Source organism: Pseudomonas sp. PMCC200344, assembly GCF_030053095.1.
Lineage (GTDB): Bacteria > Pseudomonadota > Gammaproteobacteria > Pseudomonadales > Pseudomonadaceae > Aquipseudomonas > Aquipseudomonas svalbardensis.
Map to the genome: position 1 here is coordinate 3,932,593 of NZ_CP125618.1, position 14,094 is coordinate 3,946,686.

Genomic DNA, 14,094 nt, shown 5'->3' on the forward strand with positions numbered 1-14,094 from the left:
CGCTCCAATCCCGCCCACTGATTGAACGTCGCCCCGGAATTCAGCGCCAACGTCGGCGCAAGAGTGTCAACGAGCGTTTTTCGGCGAAACGCGACAGCCATTCCATGGCACGCCTGGCGGGAAACTTTCGGGCGATGTCCACAAAGGGCGTGACGATCAGGCTATAGAGCGTCAGGTAACGGTGGTGATCCTGTTCGCCGGTGCCGAACTGAATGGGCTCAGGCGTCGAGCGTGTGACGTAGAGCGTACCGAACATCCAGTCCCAGAGTGACAGGTTGGTACCGAAGTTCTTGTTCCAGTGTCGGGGCGCGTCACTGTGGTGAATCTGATGTTGCGCGGGGCTGTTCAGCACATGCTCGACCACGGGCCCAAATGAGAGCCAGACATGGCTGTGACGCAGGTTGGCCGCCAAGGCATTGAAGATCAGGACCATATACGTCACCCCGAACAAGGTGTACCGGCTGATCTCCCCGCCACAGGCGTACCAGAAGACACCGGCAAAAGCGCCGAGGCAGACGGTGTCAGTCAGTTTTTCGACCATTTTTTCCACAAAGTGAATCCGGCTTGCCGTCGCCGGCACCAGGACGGGCGCGGAATGATGGACTTTGTGGAACGCCCACAGATACCGGGAATGAAAGGCGCGATGGCCCCAGTAATGGATGAAGTCTTGCACCAGAAACACGCCCAGCCCGTAGAGCAAGGAAAGTGAGAGGTTCTCCCCCACCTGCGCGCGCGCGCCCCAAAGGTTGTTGAAAAACGAGATGTAGTCGCCGGAACGCAGGACGTACGGGTCGACCAGACCAACAATGGGAAGTACCAGCGCGACCTTCAGAATGGCCCGCACGAAGTAGTACCGGTAATCCAGCAACGCCGAGGGATGAAAATGAACCCGGTGCCCGCCGATGAACTGCCAGAAAGAACGTGCGTCGGTTAGCCCGCGATATTTTCTGAAGCGGTACAGGCTGTAGGCGATGCTGTAGGACACGCAGAGAAACACGATGCTGAAGCGGCCGTTCAGATCGAAAATGCCAAGAAACTGATCCGTGACAGGCTCGATCACCCACTTGATCAGGTAGTCATACAGAAACGCGAGTACATCCATGAACGGCTGCCCCTCCGTCAAAAGGGGGAATTGTAAATCAGATCAGAACCACCGAGTGCTCCGCGCCTCGCGAATGCCCTCTAAAGTCGCAAAGTCCTACTGCGGCTGAAACGTCTGAAGGTACGCCAACAGGTTGTCGATCTTCTCCGGGTCGCTGAGTCCCCAGAAAATCATGCGCGTGCCGGGCACCACTTCCTTTGGAGCTTCGAGGTATGCAGTCAGCGTTTCGCGGGTCCAGACGATGCCGGCTGATTTCATCGCATCGGAATACTGGTAATCCGTGGTGCTGCCCGAAGGGCGTCCAAAAATGCCATTGAGCTGCGGCCCGAATGAACCGCGTGCCGACTCCCCGACCTGATGGCAGCCGCCGCATATCCGCTTGAACAGTGTCGCACCCGCTTCAGCATCGCCGGCTGACTGTGCTTGCGTGCTGAACACCCCGGCATTGAGCATCAGGGCGAAGGTGAGTACGGCGGCTTTCTGCAATTTTTGCTCCCAATCATCTGTGGCTTGACGCCAGTGAATCAATTCGCACCCGCTTGAAACTTCTTCCTGTACGCCGCCAGCAGCAAACCCACTCGCTGGCGAAACAGTCTACGGAACGAATTGCCGTCTTCGTAGCCCACGGCATAAGTAATGCTGTCGAGTGTCATACGGGTGGATTCAAGAAGCTGTTTGGCCTTCTCCAGACGCAGGGTTTGCAGGTAGGTAATGGGCGTGTAACCGGTGGCCTCCTTGAAACGCCTTTTGAAGTTCCTGACGCCGAACCCGAATCGCTGGGCGACTTCATCAATCAGTAGCGGCTGTTCGAAGTGTTCCTCCAGCGCCGTTCGAACTGGCCGTCCCGAGCCACCATCGGCTGGCGAGTGTAGAAACCGTCTCGGTCAAAGACCTCGATGCGCAACCCTTCCTGATGTACTCCCAAGCCGCCTACCCGCCATTCAACGAACTGCTGACCGGCATGCTCCGCTCTGCCCGCGTCGCCCCGGAATACGTGCAATGGCTCGGCTCATCGTTGACCATCCTGGCGTTGGTCAACGCCGGAATGGGCCTGGCCCTGGTGCCTCGCTGCGCCACCAGCGTGGTGTTCAAGAACGTAGTGTTTCGCGATATTGATTTGGGCGAAGGTGTGCAGAGCGAGCTGCATTTGATCTGGCGCGAGAACAATGACAACCCGGCATTTGCGATGCTGTTGGAGGGCATTCGAAGGGCTGTGCGAGAGGGATGGGGCGTTTGAGTTTGTCGTTGCCTGGCGTTTCTTTGGGGTCATCGACCACGTTGGTCAGTAGCGGCCCTTCACGACCTACAACTATCGGTCAAAAGCGGTCGGGCGTGACTGTCTGCTGTGGGCCGATTTCTGCCTGTCGCCATCGTCAGCTTTGGGTCGATCCAAGTCATATAGCCGCCAATCGTCCGCCCCGTGAAAGGCTTCGTTGGAAACCTTTTCTGATAGCGCTGAAGGGCGCACGTGTCAGTAAGACGCGTGCAGGGGCTTTCCCTTATGGTTCTAACGTGACGTCCGGGCTACCAGCGTCATATTCGTCGAAGATCAGCGCCATGGGCCGGCAGTGCCCAGGGCAGGATGCCTTCCTGGAATTCACAAGTTCGGTGTGTGCTGCAAGCAAGATGAGGGCTTAGTTAACCATCACCTCGTCCAGTGCCTGCTCGAGGGTGCTGACCGTGCGCTCGATATTGTGCAGCTTTTCGAGTCCGAACAGACCGATGCGGAAGGTCTGGAAGTCGGCCGGCTCGTCGCATTGCAACGGCACTCCGGCGGCGGTCTGTAGGCCGTGGTTGGCAAATTTCTTACCGCTCTTGATGTCGGCATCATCGGTGTAGCTCACCACTACGCCAGGGGCCTGAAAGCCGGCTGCGGCCACGCTTTTGATGCCTTTGCCAGTCAACATTGCGCGCACCCGATCGCCCAGAGCCTGTTGTTCGCCGCGGACCTTGTCGAAACCGTAGGCTTGCGTCTCTTTCATCACTTCGTTAAATCGCGCGAGGGAATCGCTGGGCATGGTCGCATGGTAGGCATGTCCGCCCTGTTCGTAGGCCTGCATGATCTGAAGCCACTTTTTCAGGTCGCAGGCGAAGCTGCTGCTATGCGTCTGTTCGATGCGCTCGAGGGCCAAAGAACTGAGCATCACCAGGGCGCAGCAAGGGGAGGCGCTCCAGCCTTTCTGCGGTGCGCTGATCAGCAGGTCGACTGCGCATTTCTGCATATCAACCCAAAGCGTGCCTGAGGCGATGCAGTCCAGCACGAACAGGCCACCCACCGCATGCACGGCGTCGCCGACGGCCCGCAGGTACTCGTCGGGCAGGATAATCCCTGATGAGGTTTCAACGTGGGGGGCGAACACAATCTGCGGCTTCTGCGCCTGAATGGCTGCCAGCACCTCGTCCAGAGGGGGTGGGGCGTAGGCAGCCTGGCGACCAGTGTCGACCGGTCGGGCTTTCAGCACCGTGGTGGCCGCCGGGATGTTGCCCATCTCAAGGATCTGGCTCCAGCGATAACTGAACCAGCCGTTGCGTATCACCAAGCATTGCTGGTCGGTGGCAAACTGTCGCGCCACCGCTTCCATGCCGAATGTGCCGCTGCCCGGGACCACCGCAACAGCCTGGGCGTTGTAGACCTGTTTCAGGGTCCTGGAAATGTTCTTCATCACGCCTTGAAATGACTGCGACATGTGGTTGAGCGAGCGGTCGGTGTAGACCACTGAGTACTCAACCAGCCCCTCGGGATCGATACTGGGATATAGCTTTGACATGGGGTGACTCCTTTGGCAGAGATGTCAGTGGTATCGACCCTGCCCTAAGCTTTGGCAAATGACAAGATTGCTCGGGATTGAATTGCGACTTCTGTCGAGCGGCTGGCATCATCAGGTCGATTACTGGACGTAGCAATGCTCGCAGGTGGCTGCTGAGTTGTGGGAGGGTGGGCCTTAAAGGTTCCTACCTCCTTACGTTCGGTCGATAACGACCAGTTACGAAGGGCGGCAGCCGACCCTATGCAGACGTTCGTTAAGTTGCAGGGTGGCTAAGGATTTTAGCGACCATTCCAATCCGCTGCCGGAAGCGGGGAGACTACTGCGAGGCATGAGCGAGTACGCGAAGCTTTAAGTGATCGGGTGCGGCCTCTATGGGCTTCGCTGTTACTCCGTGGTGAATTGCCGCTCGACGTATCGAGCGAAGCGGTTAAGGACGATTTGCCATTCCTTGCGCTGCTGATCTTCCGTTTGCGTTGATTCGGCGTCGAAGGTCTGACGAATCGTGACGCCCTTGTCAGATTCGACAAAATCTAATCGAACCACGCGGCCGTCGTCGTCTCGAAATTCAATCAGCCGGTTTAGCTCTATCTGCGTGTAGGTGGCAGCGAAGTCGAATCCCAGACCGCCCTCATTGGCTTCAATGCGCAACAACAGCTTCCCGCCAACCTTCAGATCATTCGATGCCCTAGTGGTGTGCCAATCGTCAGAGGCGTCCCATTGCACGATGTCCTCGGGATTGTTGAAAGCTTGCCAAGTGTCAGCGATGGGAGCGGCAACACTCGTTTCGATGTTGATTTTCATAATGTAATGACCATTTCTTTAGTTCAGCGAATGGAAGCACTGAATGACGATTGAATCCATCGGCGAAGCACAACATCAATGGTTTGCCCTTGCTGGGTCAGCACTGAGCAGTGTTAGATCGCGACTCCCGAAATGGCGGCTATTGGCCGATTGTGGCCTGTTGCGTCTACGGGTTGAATCCACAACCCATAGCTGACACTCAAGTTTGTTCGGCCTCGAAAACGTAGAGACGTTTATCGTCTAGAACCAGATCAAAAGTACAGAATGCCATCATGTCATTCAGCAGGCTCTGGAGAGTGGTGCTCGCTTCTTTGAGGTCCCTAGCGGGCTCTCTCCAGTTGTCATATACCAAAAGCCAGTTTTGCTCGAATCGTTGGAATCCTGGCTTGGAAACTATTTCCATCTTGCGTCGAACAAAATAGGCAATGGCCTCCGCCCACTCGGTGTAAGCGTCCGGCCATGTCACCTTCAAAACTCCAGCATTAAGGGCGATGGTGTCCGCGTATTTTTAAGCGGACGCGATCACCCTTAATCGCCAGGATTTCCATGCGCCAACGAAGCTCTTATCCCAAACCGTTCAAAGCCCAGGTCGTTCAGGAATGCCTTCAGCCCGGGGCCACCGTTTCAAGCGTTGCCATCGCTCACGGCATCAACGCCAACGTCATTCGTAAATGGCTGCCGCTTTACCGGCATACCTCAGTTGCCGCGTTGCCTGCGTTTGTCCCGTTGAAGGCTCCGCCTAAGCGGCCGTCGGAGGCATCGGCGATCATCGAGATACCCGTTGGCGAACAAGCCATCGCAGTGAAGTGGCCAGTTTCCGATCCTGATGGGTGCGCTCGATTTATTCGAGAGCTTGCCAAGTGATCCGCATAGACGCCATCTGGCTCGCCACCGAGCCCATGGATATGCGCGCGGGTACCGAGACTGCGCTGGCCAGAGTGATCGCAGTATTCGGTGCGGCGAAGCCGCACTGTGCTTATCTGTTTGCCAATCGCAGGGCTAACCGAATGAAAGTCCTGGTTCATGACGGAATTGGTGTTTGGCTGGCGGCACGGCGGTTGAACCAAGGCAAATTCCACTGGCCAGGCATTCGCCAAGGTTGCGAGATGGAGCTGGATGCCGAGCAACTTCGGGCGTTGGTGCTCGGTCTACCTTGGCAACGTGTTGGCGTTGGCGGCGTAATTACACTGCTTTAAAAGTTTTAATTTTGCTTCTTGGCCTACTGCCGTAGGCGGTCTGCTTTGGTAAAATCCACGGCATGACTTCCTTGCCCAACCTCGACCAAATGACCCCCGACCAACTGCGCGCCCTCGCTGCGCAGTTGATGTCGAAGGTCGACACCATGGGCAGAAAGATCCACCGCGATCAAACCATCATCGAACAGCTGACCCACGAGATCGCGATCCTCAAGCGGCACCGGTTTGCCAAACGCAGCGAGCAGATCAGTCCTGAACAAGGCAGCTTGCTCGACGATCTGCTCAACACCGACCTTGAGGCTATCGACGCCGAGCTGACGGCACTGCTTCCGGCTCCTGCTCCAGAAGAGGCGCGCCAAAAACCAAAGCGCGCGCCACTGCCGCCGCAGTTTCCACGCACCGTCATTCATCACGAACCAGAAAGCACTCAGTGCACTTGCGGCTGCCAACTCCAGCGCATCGGCGAGGACATCAGCGAGAAGCTCGATTACACGCCGGGCGTGTTCACTGTTGAACAGCATGTGCGTGGGAAGTGGGCCTGCCGTCAGTGCGAAACACTGATCCAGGCACCGGTACCGGCCCAAGTGATCGACAAGGGCATCCCAACTGCGGGCCTGATCGCGCATGTGTTGGTGGCGAAGTTCGCTGACCACTTGCCGCTGTATCGGCAGGAGAAAATCTTCGGACGCGCTGGTTTAGCGATCCCGCGCTCCACACTAGCTCAATGGGTTGGACAAACAGGTGTACAGCTTCAGCCATTAGTTGATGCCTTGCGAGAAGCCGTCCTGGCGCAGCAAGTTGTCCACGCCGATGAGACGCCGGTGCAGATGCTTGCGCCCGGAGAGAAGAAAACTCACCGCGCTTATGTCTGGGCTTACTGCACCACGCCGTTTTCGGCGCTTAAGGCAGTGGTTTATGACTTCAGCCCGAGCCGCGCCGGTGAGCATGCGCGTAACTTCCTCGGCGCGTGGAATGGCAAGCTGGTGTGCGACGACTTTGCTGGTTACAAAGCTGGGTTTGAGAAAGGCATGATCGAAATCGGCTGCATGGCTCACGCCCGCCGCAAGTTTTTCGATCTGCATGTCGCGAATAAAAGTCAGTTGGCAGAACAGGCGCTGCACTCGATTGGCGGTTTGTACGAAGTTGAGCGGCAAGTGCGAGACATGAGTGATGGAGATCGCTGTCGAATACGGCAAGAAAAAGCGGCGCCGCTGGCCAAAGCACTGCACGACTGGATGTTGGCCCAGCGCGATCTTGTGCCCAATGGATCAGCAACGGCCAAAGCCTTGGATTACAGCCTTAAACGCTGGGTAGCGCTGACGCGCTACCTGGTCGATGGGGCGGTGCCCATAGACAACAATCCAGTCGAAAACCAGATCAGGCCGTGGGCACTTGGACGCTCGAACTGGTTGTTTGCTGGATCGCTTCGCAGCGGCAAACGGGCAGCGGCGATTATGAGTTTGATCCAGTCGGCACGTATGAATGGGCACGATCCGTATGCCTATCTCAAAGATGTGCTGACGCGGCTGCCGACGCAGCGGGCGAGTGAGATCGACCAACTGCTGCCGCATCAGTGGGTATCTGCCTGAGTCATGCAAGGTGACTTCGGCGGACGCTTACCACTCGGTAGCGCCATTGCCGATAAAACCGTCGCCAGGGTCATTACTGAGCACGAGTTCACGCACCTCTCCAGCTGTTTTCTGTTTCTCACCTGGTAGCTGCTTCATGGCCCAATGAAATCCTGGAGCATTGGGAAGTCTGGCTCTCTCACAATCCATGGCAGCAGTAGTCTCGGATACCGCTTCAACGATCTCGATCCCTATACTGGTCATAGCGCTTTTGATCACTACATCTGGTCTATCCGAATGGATGACACATGCTGACAGGGGGATGGGCAGACCCAGGCCAAGCTTGAGTGCGTTAACAATGGTATAGATTTCAGCTTGATCCTTTCGATCGACGGGACCCTTTTCGTGGCGGGACTGGACGGTTGTTTCCATGGAGTCGAGCAGATGTATCCGAGCGATAAGGTTCGCAGGTAACTTTATAAGGACGTACGGTTTTTCGCGCATGAAGACCATCCTTCGCTGGGAAGGCTCGATTGTATGTCCTCAAAAGATCCCTCGGCGGGGATTGTCGCGGTAAAAGGAGTTGTGTAAGGCCGCTTCTAACCGATAGCAGTGGGTCACAAAAGGTGCGTAACGGTCCTAGGAGCACCATAAAAATTCCTACACAAACCTCGGAATCCCTCACCTTTCCCGCCGTTCTGATGAGGCCTATAGTCCATCTCGTCGCCCAAAATGGCGATTTCGGGTTTGGCGACCCGAGATATGAGTGCGAGGGCCGTCTGCTCATTTGCAAGCGTCGTCGCAACCGCAAAACCGCTGTACTATGGCGGTTGCGCGCGGGAGACCTTCGGGTCTGCCGGTTACTCATTCCCGGTTCGCCAACCTGCGCGCAACTGCCACCCTATCGTTTGGCGACGATCTGTTGGCGGTCTCAACAAACTGAATGAGATCTCCCCTATGGAAAGATACATGCCCCTCACCGGAATCGACCTGACCCCGGCTTCCCTGCTCATCGACACCCAAGCCCCACTCGACGTCCTGCAAGCCATGGCCGATTACCGCATCCGCACGGTCACGCAGGTGCTGGAAAACATCGCCTACCGCGCCGAACTCGGTTGCGACACGGTAGTGCTTTCGGACTTTTCCAAACTACTGGCCATCCCGTTACGCGATGACTGCGACTTGATGGATGTGATCGGCCGGCGCTTGCGGGCTCAAGCAGCGGAATAAACGAAAACGGGCGCCATGACGGCGCCCGTTTTTGTGTCCGCAAACAAGGAGGTGCGCCAGCCTCCATCGGACTTGCCAGCTCCGAGCGAAATCAAGGATTGTGTGCGCAAATGGCTGAAGCGGAGGTTATCGCACGGTCAACTGCTCAATGACCGAAAATCCATCGTTCCACAGTTTGGATGAACTCAAAATGGGACAAATGACTGAACAATTGATCGACGTCCTGGATCAGCTCGCCACCGTGCTTGAAAGCGATGGCGCCACTCACTGGAGCCAGTGGATGCGCAAGGCCAACGCACATTTGATGAGCTCTGATTACTACGGGGTTGAGTACTTTCTGTCAGCTTTTGGCGGAATGGGTTCGCTCAATGACCTGATCCTTGGGCAACACTGCGTCGATGGTGTTTGGGCCTGGAAGCCCGGGCATGTCGAGCTGAACAAAAAATTTGATGCTTTATGCAACGAAGCCACAGCGCTCGCCAGTGCCATAAAACGTACGCAGTAAAATTGATCTGCCCCCATTTAATTCCTGCAATCTGATATGGAGAGCCTGTCGCTTTGAATTACAGACAAGACGTTACTGTTGTAGACGCCTTTCAAAAGCTTGCACGCAGTATTGACATTGAGTTTCCAGAACGCCTCGCGACGCTCATGGGGATAGCACATACGCTTCCAGCAACGGCAGCACTAAGTAGCCTTGAAGATTTTCTATGGCTTGATGCCGAGGAGGCCGAGCGAGAAATCAATGAGTGGCTCAATCCAAATGATCAACAAGGTCGAACCTTTCTTCCCTTTGCGACTACTGGCGGTGGAGAGCCTTGCTGCGTGGTACGTTTGGAAAACGGCGCTTCGGGGATTGCACGGATAGTTCATTTTGCACAGCCATCTTCACTCGCCCATGCAGATATCTCGTCATTCGTGGCCAGGGAATACGTGCGCATTGCAACAAATCTGTCCTGGCTATCGCCTCAAGCGGATTTCAGTGCAGCATTGATAAGTGAAGTGGCATTGATCCAGGCGGCGCTACTACCCTCAGACTATGAGGTACTTAAGGATTTGTTCAGCCGGCAATGCGTTGACAAGAGCTACAAGGCTGGGCCAAGAAGTATCCCGAAAACTGTCAAAGCATTCATTTCTCAAGAAGAAGAGGAAGCGTTAGCTGCCAGGCTGCACCATCCAAACCCCATCGAGTTCGAAGCTCTTCGTGCCGGGATGCGCTAATTGTCTATCTTGTGTTCGGAACCTAAAAATGGGCAAGTTTTGGCCAATAATTGACTGCCATGAATGACCGCAATGGGTCGATCGCTGCCCTTCGCCACAGACGGCAATCAGCCTGAAGCGGACGTTCGAACTCAAGGTAATGCGATGAAGAGAAAAGCAAGCATGACTCCACTTCTTGCCAGTAAAGCAGCCTCCCAGCCTGAGCCTGACTGGACGTTTGATTCTGATCGCATGATCCGAACACTCGGTTGTAATTCGATCATCGAAGTACTTCGCCGCATCAAAAACGGTGGGCCAGAATGGGCGCATCGTAACGTCACCATGTGGTTTCCCGGGCCATCAAATGCTTGGGCTCTGGTGTACTCGCTTCAGGATGCCAGTGCCCCGTACTTTGACTTCATGTACACCCGCAAAGAGCCACCTCAGGAAGCCCTGTCCGTACTGCTAGGGAAGTACCCACAGTGCACCGTTATCGATTGGTCGCTCGGACGCTTGGCCTGCATCAGGGCCGAGGGTGTGGATGTTGAGACGCTAGCGGAAATTATCCGCGATGTCGCTGAAACTGCTTGGGATGAGCGCATCACGGTCGTCAATGCTTCGTACGAGGAAATGGGTAGTGCGTGATCCAAGAGTGGACGGTCGACCTTAGATCCCGAAGCATGGGCAACTATCGGCCAAAAGCAGCTTCTGACGACGAACCCGGCCGTTTCACAGTGGTCCAAACATCTGACGGCATCGCGACTGATCAAAGGCCTTGGGCCTGCTTCATTCAAGAGCGAAGCTTTGCAATTCACACACATCAGGGTGCGCCGGATAACGTTCAGTAGGTTCGGATCCTGTCTGGTGCAGGTGCTGACTGCTGCTCCCATCCCCTGCTCCCTTACCGGAGTACGAAAATGACTCAGTCAATGCGCTTCTTCCTTTCGATCTTCCTCGCCACAGCATCGTTGGCATCAGCGAGCCTCCTGAACAATGCAGGTGCGGCAACCGCCGAGGACCTGAATGCCGACTCCCGGCAAGCGTTGCAAACGCTTTACAAGACCACCCCATCTGCCAAAACCATTTCGCAGAATGCCAAAGCGGTGCTGGTCTTTCCGAAAATCATCAAGGCCGGCCTTGTGTTTGGTGGCAGCTATGGCGAAGGCGTGCTGATGAAAGGCTCGCAAGTAGAGAATTATTACAACTCCGTAACCGGGTCCTGGGGACTGCAGGCAGGCGCCCAATCGTACGGTTATGCAGTGTTCCTGATGACCGACAAAGCCGTAAATTATGTTCGTGAGACCAAGGGTTGGGAAGTCGGCGTAGGACCCACCGTTGTATTGGTTGATGACGGGGTGGCGAAGAATCTGTCCAGCACGACAGTGAAGGACGATGCCTACGCGTTCATTTTCGACCAGCAGGGGTTAATGGCCGGGATCAGTATCGAGGGCACGAAGATTTCCCTGATCAAGCGCTGAAAACCGTCCATCAAGGCGCCTTGCGTAGTCCGCAAGACGCCCGGACAGAGCGCTATCACCGTCCTCACCAAGAGGGGGCCTAATGAATCTTCTAACCCGATGTAAGGGTGCATGTATTGCTCTGGTGCTATGCGTGGCTGTATTCCTGACATTTGTGATTGGCTCCAGTGCTTTGCCGAGGATAGTGCCGGACATGGCTCACGCGCCCTCTGCGCCGGTGCAACTCGACGGGATAAACGGACCTCTGTCAGCCGAGCGCAGCAAAGCCATTCTCGACCGACTCAAGTCCACCGGCGCACAGACCAACATCTTCGATGTGCACCTCGCAATTGAAGAGTCCATCTCCGGTAGCCCGCTAACGGAAGGAAACAAGGTCGACTTGCTGCAGGACGGTCCCACCACCTACCAGTCGATGATCAAAGCCATTGAAGCTGCGCGCGACCACATCAACATGGAGACCTACATCCTCGACGATGATGAAGTCGGTCAGCGTTTCGCCGCCGCACTGATCGCTCAGCAACACAAAGGCGTACAGGTCAATCTGATCCGTGACAGCGTCGGAACCCTTGGAACACCCTCAGCGTTTTTCTCTCGATTGACCGATGCGGGCATCAAAGTGCTGGAGTACAACCCTATCAATCCAGTGACGGCCAAAGCGGGCTGGGACGTGAACCAGCGCGACCACCGAAAGCTGCTGATAGTGGACGGCCGTATAGCCTTTCTCGGCGGGATCAACATCAGCAGCGTCTATTCGGGGGGCTCGTTCAGCTCACACTCGAAGACTCGCCCAACGGGTGATTTGCCCTGGCGCGATACCGACTTGCGCATTGAGGGGCCCGTGGTTGCGGACTTGCAGAAGCTGTTCATCGGAACATGGACGACCCAGAAAGGTGAACCACTCGCACCTCGCCACTACTTTCCGCCGCTGGAGCGCAAAGGTACCGAGGTGATTCGCGCCATCGGCAGCTCCCCAGATGAGCCGTTCAGCCAGATCTATGCGACGTTGATTTCGGCGCTGCATAGCGCGCAGACCGAGATATGGCTGACTAACGCCTACTTTGTGCCCGATCCGCAGTTGTTGGCGGCACTCAAGGAGGCGGCAGCACGTGGCGTCGACGTCAAGCTGGTGTTGCCCAGCAGCACCGATTCGTGGCTGGTGTTCCATGCCGGACGCGCCTACTACAGCGAGCTGCTGGAGGCCAACGTCAAACTTTACGAACGCCGTGACGCGCTACTCCACGTCAAGACTGCCGTCATCGATGGCGTGTGGTCGAGTGTCGGCTCCACCAACCTCGACTGGCGCAGCTTCCTGCACAACGATGAAGTCAACGTCGTTGTGCTGGGCACCGGATTTGCAAAAAAGATGCAGGCGGCATTCATGGCTGATCTGGCCAAATCGAACGAAATCAAGCTGGAAAAGTGGCAGCGCCGCTCGCTCGCTTTGAGAGCCAAGGAGCAGATGGGGCGACTCTGGGAATACTGGCTATAAGTCGAGTGGCGCGGGAACTGTGCTGCTTGATGGAAGTGGGAGCAAAGGTGCACTACCTTGTATTTGTACACCCTCGCGTCGCCATCCAATTCAGGTTGAGAGGTGGAATTCATGAACAACATCATCTACATCGTCGGGGTAATTGTGATTGTCGTGGTTATCCTGTCGTTTCTCGGGTTTGCATAGAATCGAAGACCGTCTCGTATTGGCAAGGCTGTACCCCGCATCGCGAGGCACAGCCTGGTCGAGCTTGACGGCGTAGGTGCGGCCAACCCAGCGATAAAAAATCAACCCTGTGAGTAAGGGTCTGCAGCGTCCTGCCGATAACGAAAAAGCGTCGCGCTCGATTGCCGGCGTTTTATGGACCGCAAAGCATTAGCAGGGACTTTACATGCGTCACCTCAGACACCTTACTTCCCCTCTGAATCAGCAAAAGATTGCTGACGTCACCTTCCATCTCGATCCATCTGATCAGAACGAACTGGTGGCGGTGCTTCAGCGTTTTTTTGCCAAGCCGGATCAACATGCGTTGCTGGATATTCCCGAGGAAACCCGCAGCGTGTTCCTGCTCGAAGGTGAGCGCAAATGGGTGTTGAAACACAACCGCCTGACCCACTGGAAAAAGCAGCTGCAGAATTTCCTGGGCCTCAAGCGTGTTTTCGGACTGCATGACCTGACCAACGAATTCATCAATCTGTCCGTTGTGTCCGCCAAGTCGGAATCATCGCCCAGAGTGGCTGCATTCGGCCACGTCGGGCGCTTTCCGTTTCTCAAAGAAGAGTATTTGCTGGTCAGTTTTTTCGACAACCATTGCAGTGTCGATGAACGACTGATCGCCCAGCCCGAACAGGCGCAAACGCTGCTGTCGGACATTTTCCAACTGTTTGGGCAGACGCTGGTCGAGGGGTTTGTGCACATGGACCCGCACCCCAAGAACATCCTGATTGGCCCCGATGGCAGGCTGCGCCTGATCGATTTCGAATGCTGCGCGCATTCGGTGCTGGATCACGACTTCAGCCTGGGTTTTCTGCTGGGTTATTTCTATCGCTTCTGGTTCAACAAGTTCATATCGGTTGAACACTATAACGAGTGCTGTGAACGCTACCTGAAGCATCAGCACCCGCAATTGAACCGTGAAGTTTTCCAGGCGGTGTATGAACGCTTTCGGGACCGTGGTGTTTCCCGGAGCACCCGTTACCGCATCCTCACGTGCCCCAAGGCCCAAGCTGCATTCCTGCACGAGTTGGTGTAACCGGCAGAGG

The 14,094-nt window shown here is 55.9% G+C and carries 16 protein-coding genes and 2 pseudogenes; 11 read left to right on the top strand and 7 right to left on the bottom strand.

Annotated elements, in window-relative coordinates:
* Nucleotides 1-40: 40 nt before the first annotated feature.
* From QFW87_RS17945 to QFW87_RS17955, 3 genes and pseudogenes are all read right to left on the bottom strand, one after another.
* Nucleotides 41-1,102 (bottom strand): sterol desaturase family protein, encoded by a 1,062-nt coding sequence (locus QFW87_RS17945; protein ID WP_283188423.1) that lies wholly within the window; start codon nucleotides 1,100-1,102, stop codon nucleotides 41-43.
* A gap of 96 nt (nucleotides 1,103-1,198) precedes the next feature.
* Complete coding sequence (locus QFW87_RS17950; protein ID WP_283188424.1) at nucleotides 1,199-1,588, bottom strand: cytochrome c family protein; 390 nt, start codon at nucleotides 1,586-1,588, stop codon at nucleotides 1,199-1,201.
* Nucleotides 1,589-1,626: 38 nt separating this feature from the next.
* Nucleotides 1,627-1,926, bottom strand: a pseudogene (locus QFW87_RS17955) (helix-turn-helix domain-containing protein); the annotation flags it as partial.
* A gap of 2 nt (nucleotides 1,927-1,928) precedes the next feature.
* Here QFW87_RS17955 and QFW87_RS17960 point away from each other — a divergent pair.
* A pseudogene (locus QFW87_RS17960) lies at nucleotides 1,929-2,339 on the top strand (LysR substrate-binding domain-containing protein); the annotation flags it as partial.
* 397 nt (nucleotides 2,340-2,736) lie between these two features.
* Here the strand turns inward: QFW87_RS17960 and QFW87_RS17965 are convergent.
* The 3 genes from QFW87_RS17965 to QFW87_RS17975 form a co-directional block, all read right to left on the bottom strand.
* Nucleotides 2,737-3,870 carry an aminotransferase class V-fold PLP-dependent enzyme gene (locus QFW87_RS17965; RefSeq protein WP_283188425.1) on the bottom strand — a complete coding sequence of 378 codons (1,134 nt, stop codon included), beginning with the start codon at nucleotides 3,868-3,870 and terminating at the stop codon, nucleotides 2,737-2,739.
* A gap of 384 nt (nucleotides 3,871-4,254) precedes the next feature.
* Nucleotides 4,255-4,671 (bottom strand): SRPBCC domain-containing protein, encoded by a 417-nt coding sequence (locus QFW87_RS17970; RefSeq protein WP_283188426.1) that lies wholly within the window; start codon nucleotides 4,669-4,671, stop codon nucleotides 4,255-4,257.
* 199 nt (nucleotides 4,672-4,870) lie between these two features.
* Entirely contained in the window at nucleotides 4,871-5,137 is a 267-nt protein-coding gene (locus tag QFW87_RS17975; RefSeq protein WP_283188427.1) for a hypothetical protein, read from the bottom strand.
* 80 nt (nucleotides 5,138-5,217) lie between these two features.
* Here QFW87_RS17975 and QFW87_RS17980 point away from each other — a divergent pair, with 80 nt between their 5' ends.
* The 3 genes from QFW87_RS17980 to QFW87_RS17990 all read left to right on the top strand — a co-directional run bounded on the left by QFW87_RS17980 (nucleotide 5,218) and on the right by QFW87_RS17990 (nucleotide 7,456).
* Nucleotides 5,218-5,535, top strand: a complete 318-nt coding sequence (locus QFW87_RS17980) for a transposase (RefSeq protein WP_010465922.1) — start codon at nucleotides 5,218-5,220, stop codon at nucleotides 5,533-5,535.
* A complete protein-coding gene (gene tnpB / locus QFW87_RS17985) occupies nucleotides 5,532-5,867 on the top strand; it encodes an IS66 family insertion sequence element accessory protein TnpB (RefSeq protein ID WP_010465920.1) in 336 nt (111 codons plus the stop codon). Before QFW87_RS17980 ends, tnpB begins: the two co-directional genes overlap by 4 nt.
* 62 nt (nucleotides 5,868-5,929) lie before the next feature.
* Complete coding sequence (locus tag QFW87_RS17990) at nucleotides 5,930-7,456, top strand: IS66 family transposase (RefSeq protein ID WP_010465918.1); 1,527 nt, start codon at nucleotides 5,930-5,932, stop codon at nucleotides 7,454-7,456.
* A gap of 27 nt (nucleotides 7,457-7,483) precedes the next feature.
* On the opposite strand, the gene QFW87_RS17995 is transcribed toward QFW87_RS17990, so the two are convergent.
* Entirely contained in the window at nucleotides 7,484-7,939 is a 456-nt protein-coding gene (locus QFW87_RS17995) for a hypothetical protein (protein WP_283188428.1), read from the bottom strand.
* Nucleotides 7,940-8,392: 453 nt separating this feature from the next.
* On the opposite strand from QFW87_RS17995, the gene QFW87_RS18000 reads away from it, so the two are divergent.
* The 7 genes from QFW87_RS18000 (at nucleotide 8,393) to QFW87_RS18030 (ending at nucleotide 14,084) form a co-directional block, all read left to right on the top strand.
* Nucleotides 8,393-8,665 carry a hypothetical protein gene (locus QFW87_RS18000; protein WP_283188429.1) on the top strand — a complete coding sequence of 91 codons (273 nt, stop codon included), beginning with the start codon at nucleotides 8,393-8,395 and terminating at the stop codon, nucleotides 8,663-8,665.
* Nucleotides 8,666-8,813: 148 nt separating this feature from the next.
* Nucleotides 8,814-9,170, top strand: coding sequence for a hypothetical protein (locus tag QFW87_RS18005; protein ID WP_349294097.1), 357 nt, complete (start codon nucleotides 8,814-8,816; stop codon nucleotides 9,168-9,170).
* Nucleotides 9,171-9,223: 53 nt separating this feature from the next.
* Entirely contained in the window at nucleotides 9,224-9,886 is a 663-nt protein-coding gene (locus QFW87_RS18010) for a hypothetical protein (protein ID WP_283188430.1), read from the top strand.
* 72 nt (nucleotides 9,887-9,958) lie between these two features.
* The gene (locus tag QFW87_RS18015) at nucleotides 9,959-10,510 is read left to right on the top strand and encodes a hypothetical protein (protein WP_283188431.1); all 552 of its coding nucleotides are present in this window, start codon (nucleotides 9,959-9,961) and stop codon (nucleotides 10,508-10,510) included.
* Between the two features lie 272 nt (nucleotides 10,511-10,782).
* The gene (locus tag QFW87_RS18020) at nucleotides 10,783-11,343 is read left to right on the top strand and encodes a lipid-binding SYLF domain-containing protein (RefSeq protein ID WP_283180811.1); all 561 of its coding nucleotides are present in this window, start codon (nucleotides 10,783-10,785) and stop codon (nucleotides 11,341-11,343) included.
* A gap of 193 nt (nucleotides 11,344-11,536) precedes the next feature.
* Nucleotides 11,537-12,832, top strand: a complete 1,296-nt coding sequence (cls, locus tag QFW87_RS18025) for a cardiolipin synthase (RefSeq protein WP_283188432.1) — start codon at nucleotides 11,537-11,539, stop codon at nucleotides 12,830-12,832.
* Between the two features lie 391 nt (nucleotides 12,833-13,223).
* A complete protein-coding gene (locus QFW87_RS18030; RefSeq protein WP_283188433.1) occupies nucleotides 13,224-14,084 on the top strand; it encodes a phosphotransferase in 861 nt (286 codons plus the stop codon).
* The last annotated feature ends 10 nt before the right edge of the window (nucleotides 14,085-14,094 follow it).

Coding starts and splice junctions, on each gene's coding strand:
- QFW87_RS18030 (WP_283188433.1), top strand. CDS start 13,224: ATGCGTCACCTCAGACACCTTACTTCCCCTCTGAATCAGCAAAAGATT.
- QFW87_RS17965 (WP_283188425.1), bottom strand. CDS start 3,870: ATGTCAAAGCTATATCCCAGTATCGATCCCGAGGGGCTGGTTGAGTAC.
- QFW87_RS18015 (WP_283188431.1), top strand. CDS start 9,959: ATGGGTCGATCGCTGCCCTTCGCCACAGACGGCAATCAGCCTGAAGCG.
- QFW87_RS17995 (WP_283188428.1), bottom strand. CDS start 7,939: ATGCGCGAAAAACCGTACGTCCTTATAAAGTTACCTGCGAACCTTATC.
- QFW87_RS17945 (WP_283188423.1), bottom strand. CDS start 1,102: ATGGATGTACTCGCGTTTCTGTATGACTACCTGATCAAGTGGGTGATC.
- QFW87_RS17970 (WP_283188426.1), bottom strand. CDS start 4,671: ATGAAAATCAACATCGAAACGAGTGTTGCCGCTCCCATCGCTGACACT.
- QFW87_RS18005 (WP_349294097.1), top strand. CDS start 8,814: ATGACCGAAAATCCATCGTTCCACAGTTTGGATGAACTCAAAATGGGA.
- cls (WP_283188432.1), top strand. CDS start 11,537: ATGGCTCACGCGCCCTCTGCGCCGGTGCAACTCGACGGGATAAACGGA.
- QFW87_RS17980 (WP_010465922.1), top strand. CDS start 5,218: ATGCGCCAACGAAGCTCTTATCCCAAACCGTTCAAAGCCCAGGTCGTT.
- QFW87_RS18000 (WP_283188429.1), top strand. CDS start 8,393: ATGGAAAGATACATGCCCCTCACCGGAATCGACCTGACCCCGGCTTCC.
- QFW87_RS18020 (WP_283180811.1), top strand. CDS start 10,783: ATGACTCAGTCAATGCGCTTCTTCCTTTCGATCTTCCTCGCCACAGCA.
- QFW87_RS17990 (WP_010465918.1), top strand. CDS start 5,930: ATGACTTCCTTGCCCAACCTCGACCAAATGACCCCCGACCAACTGCGC.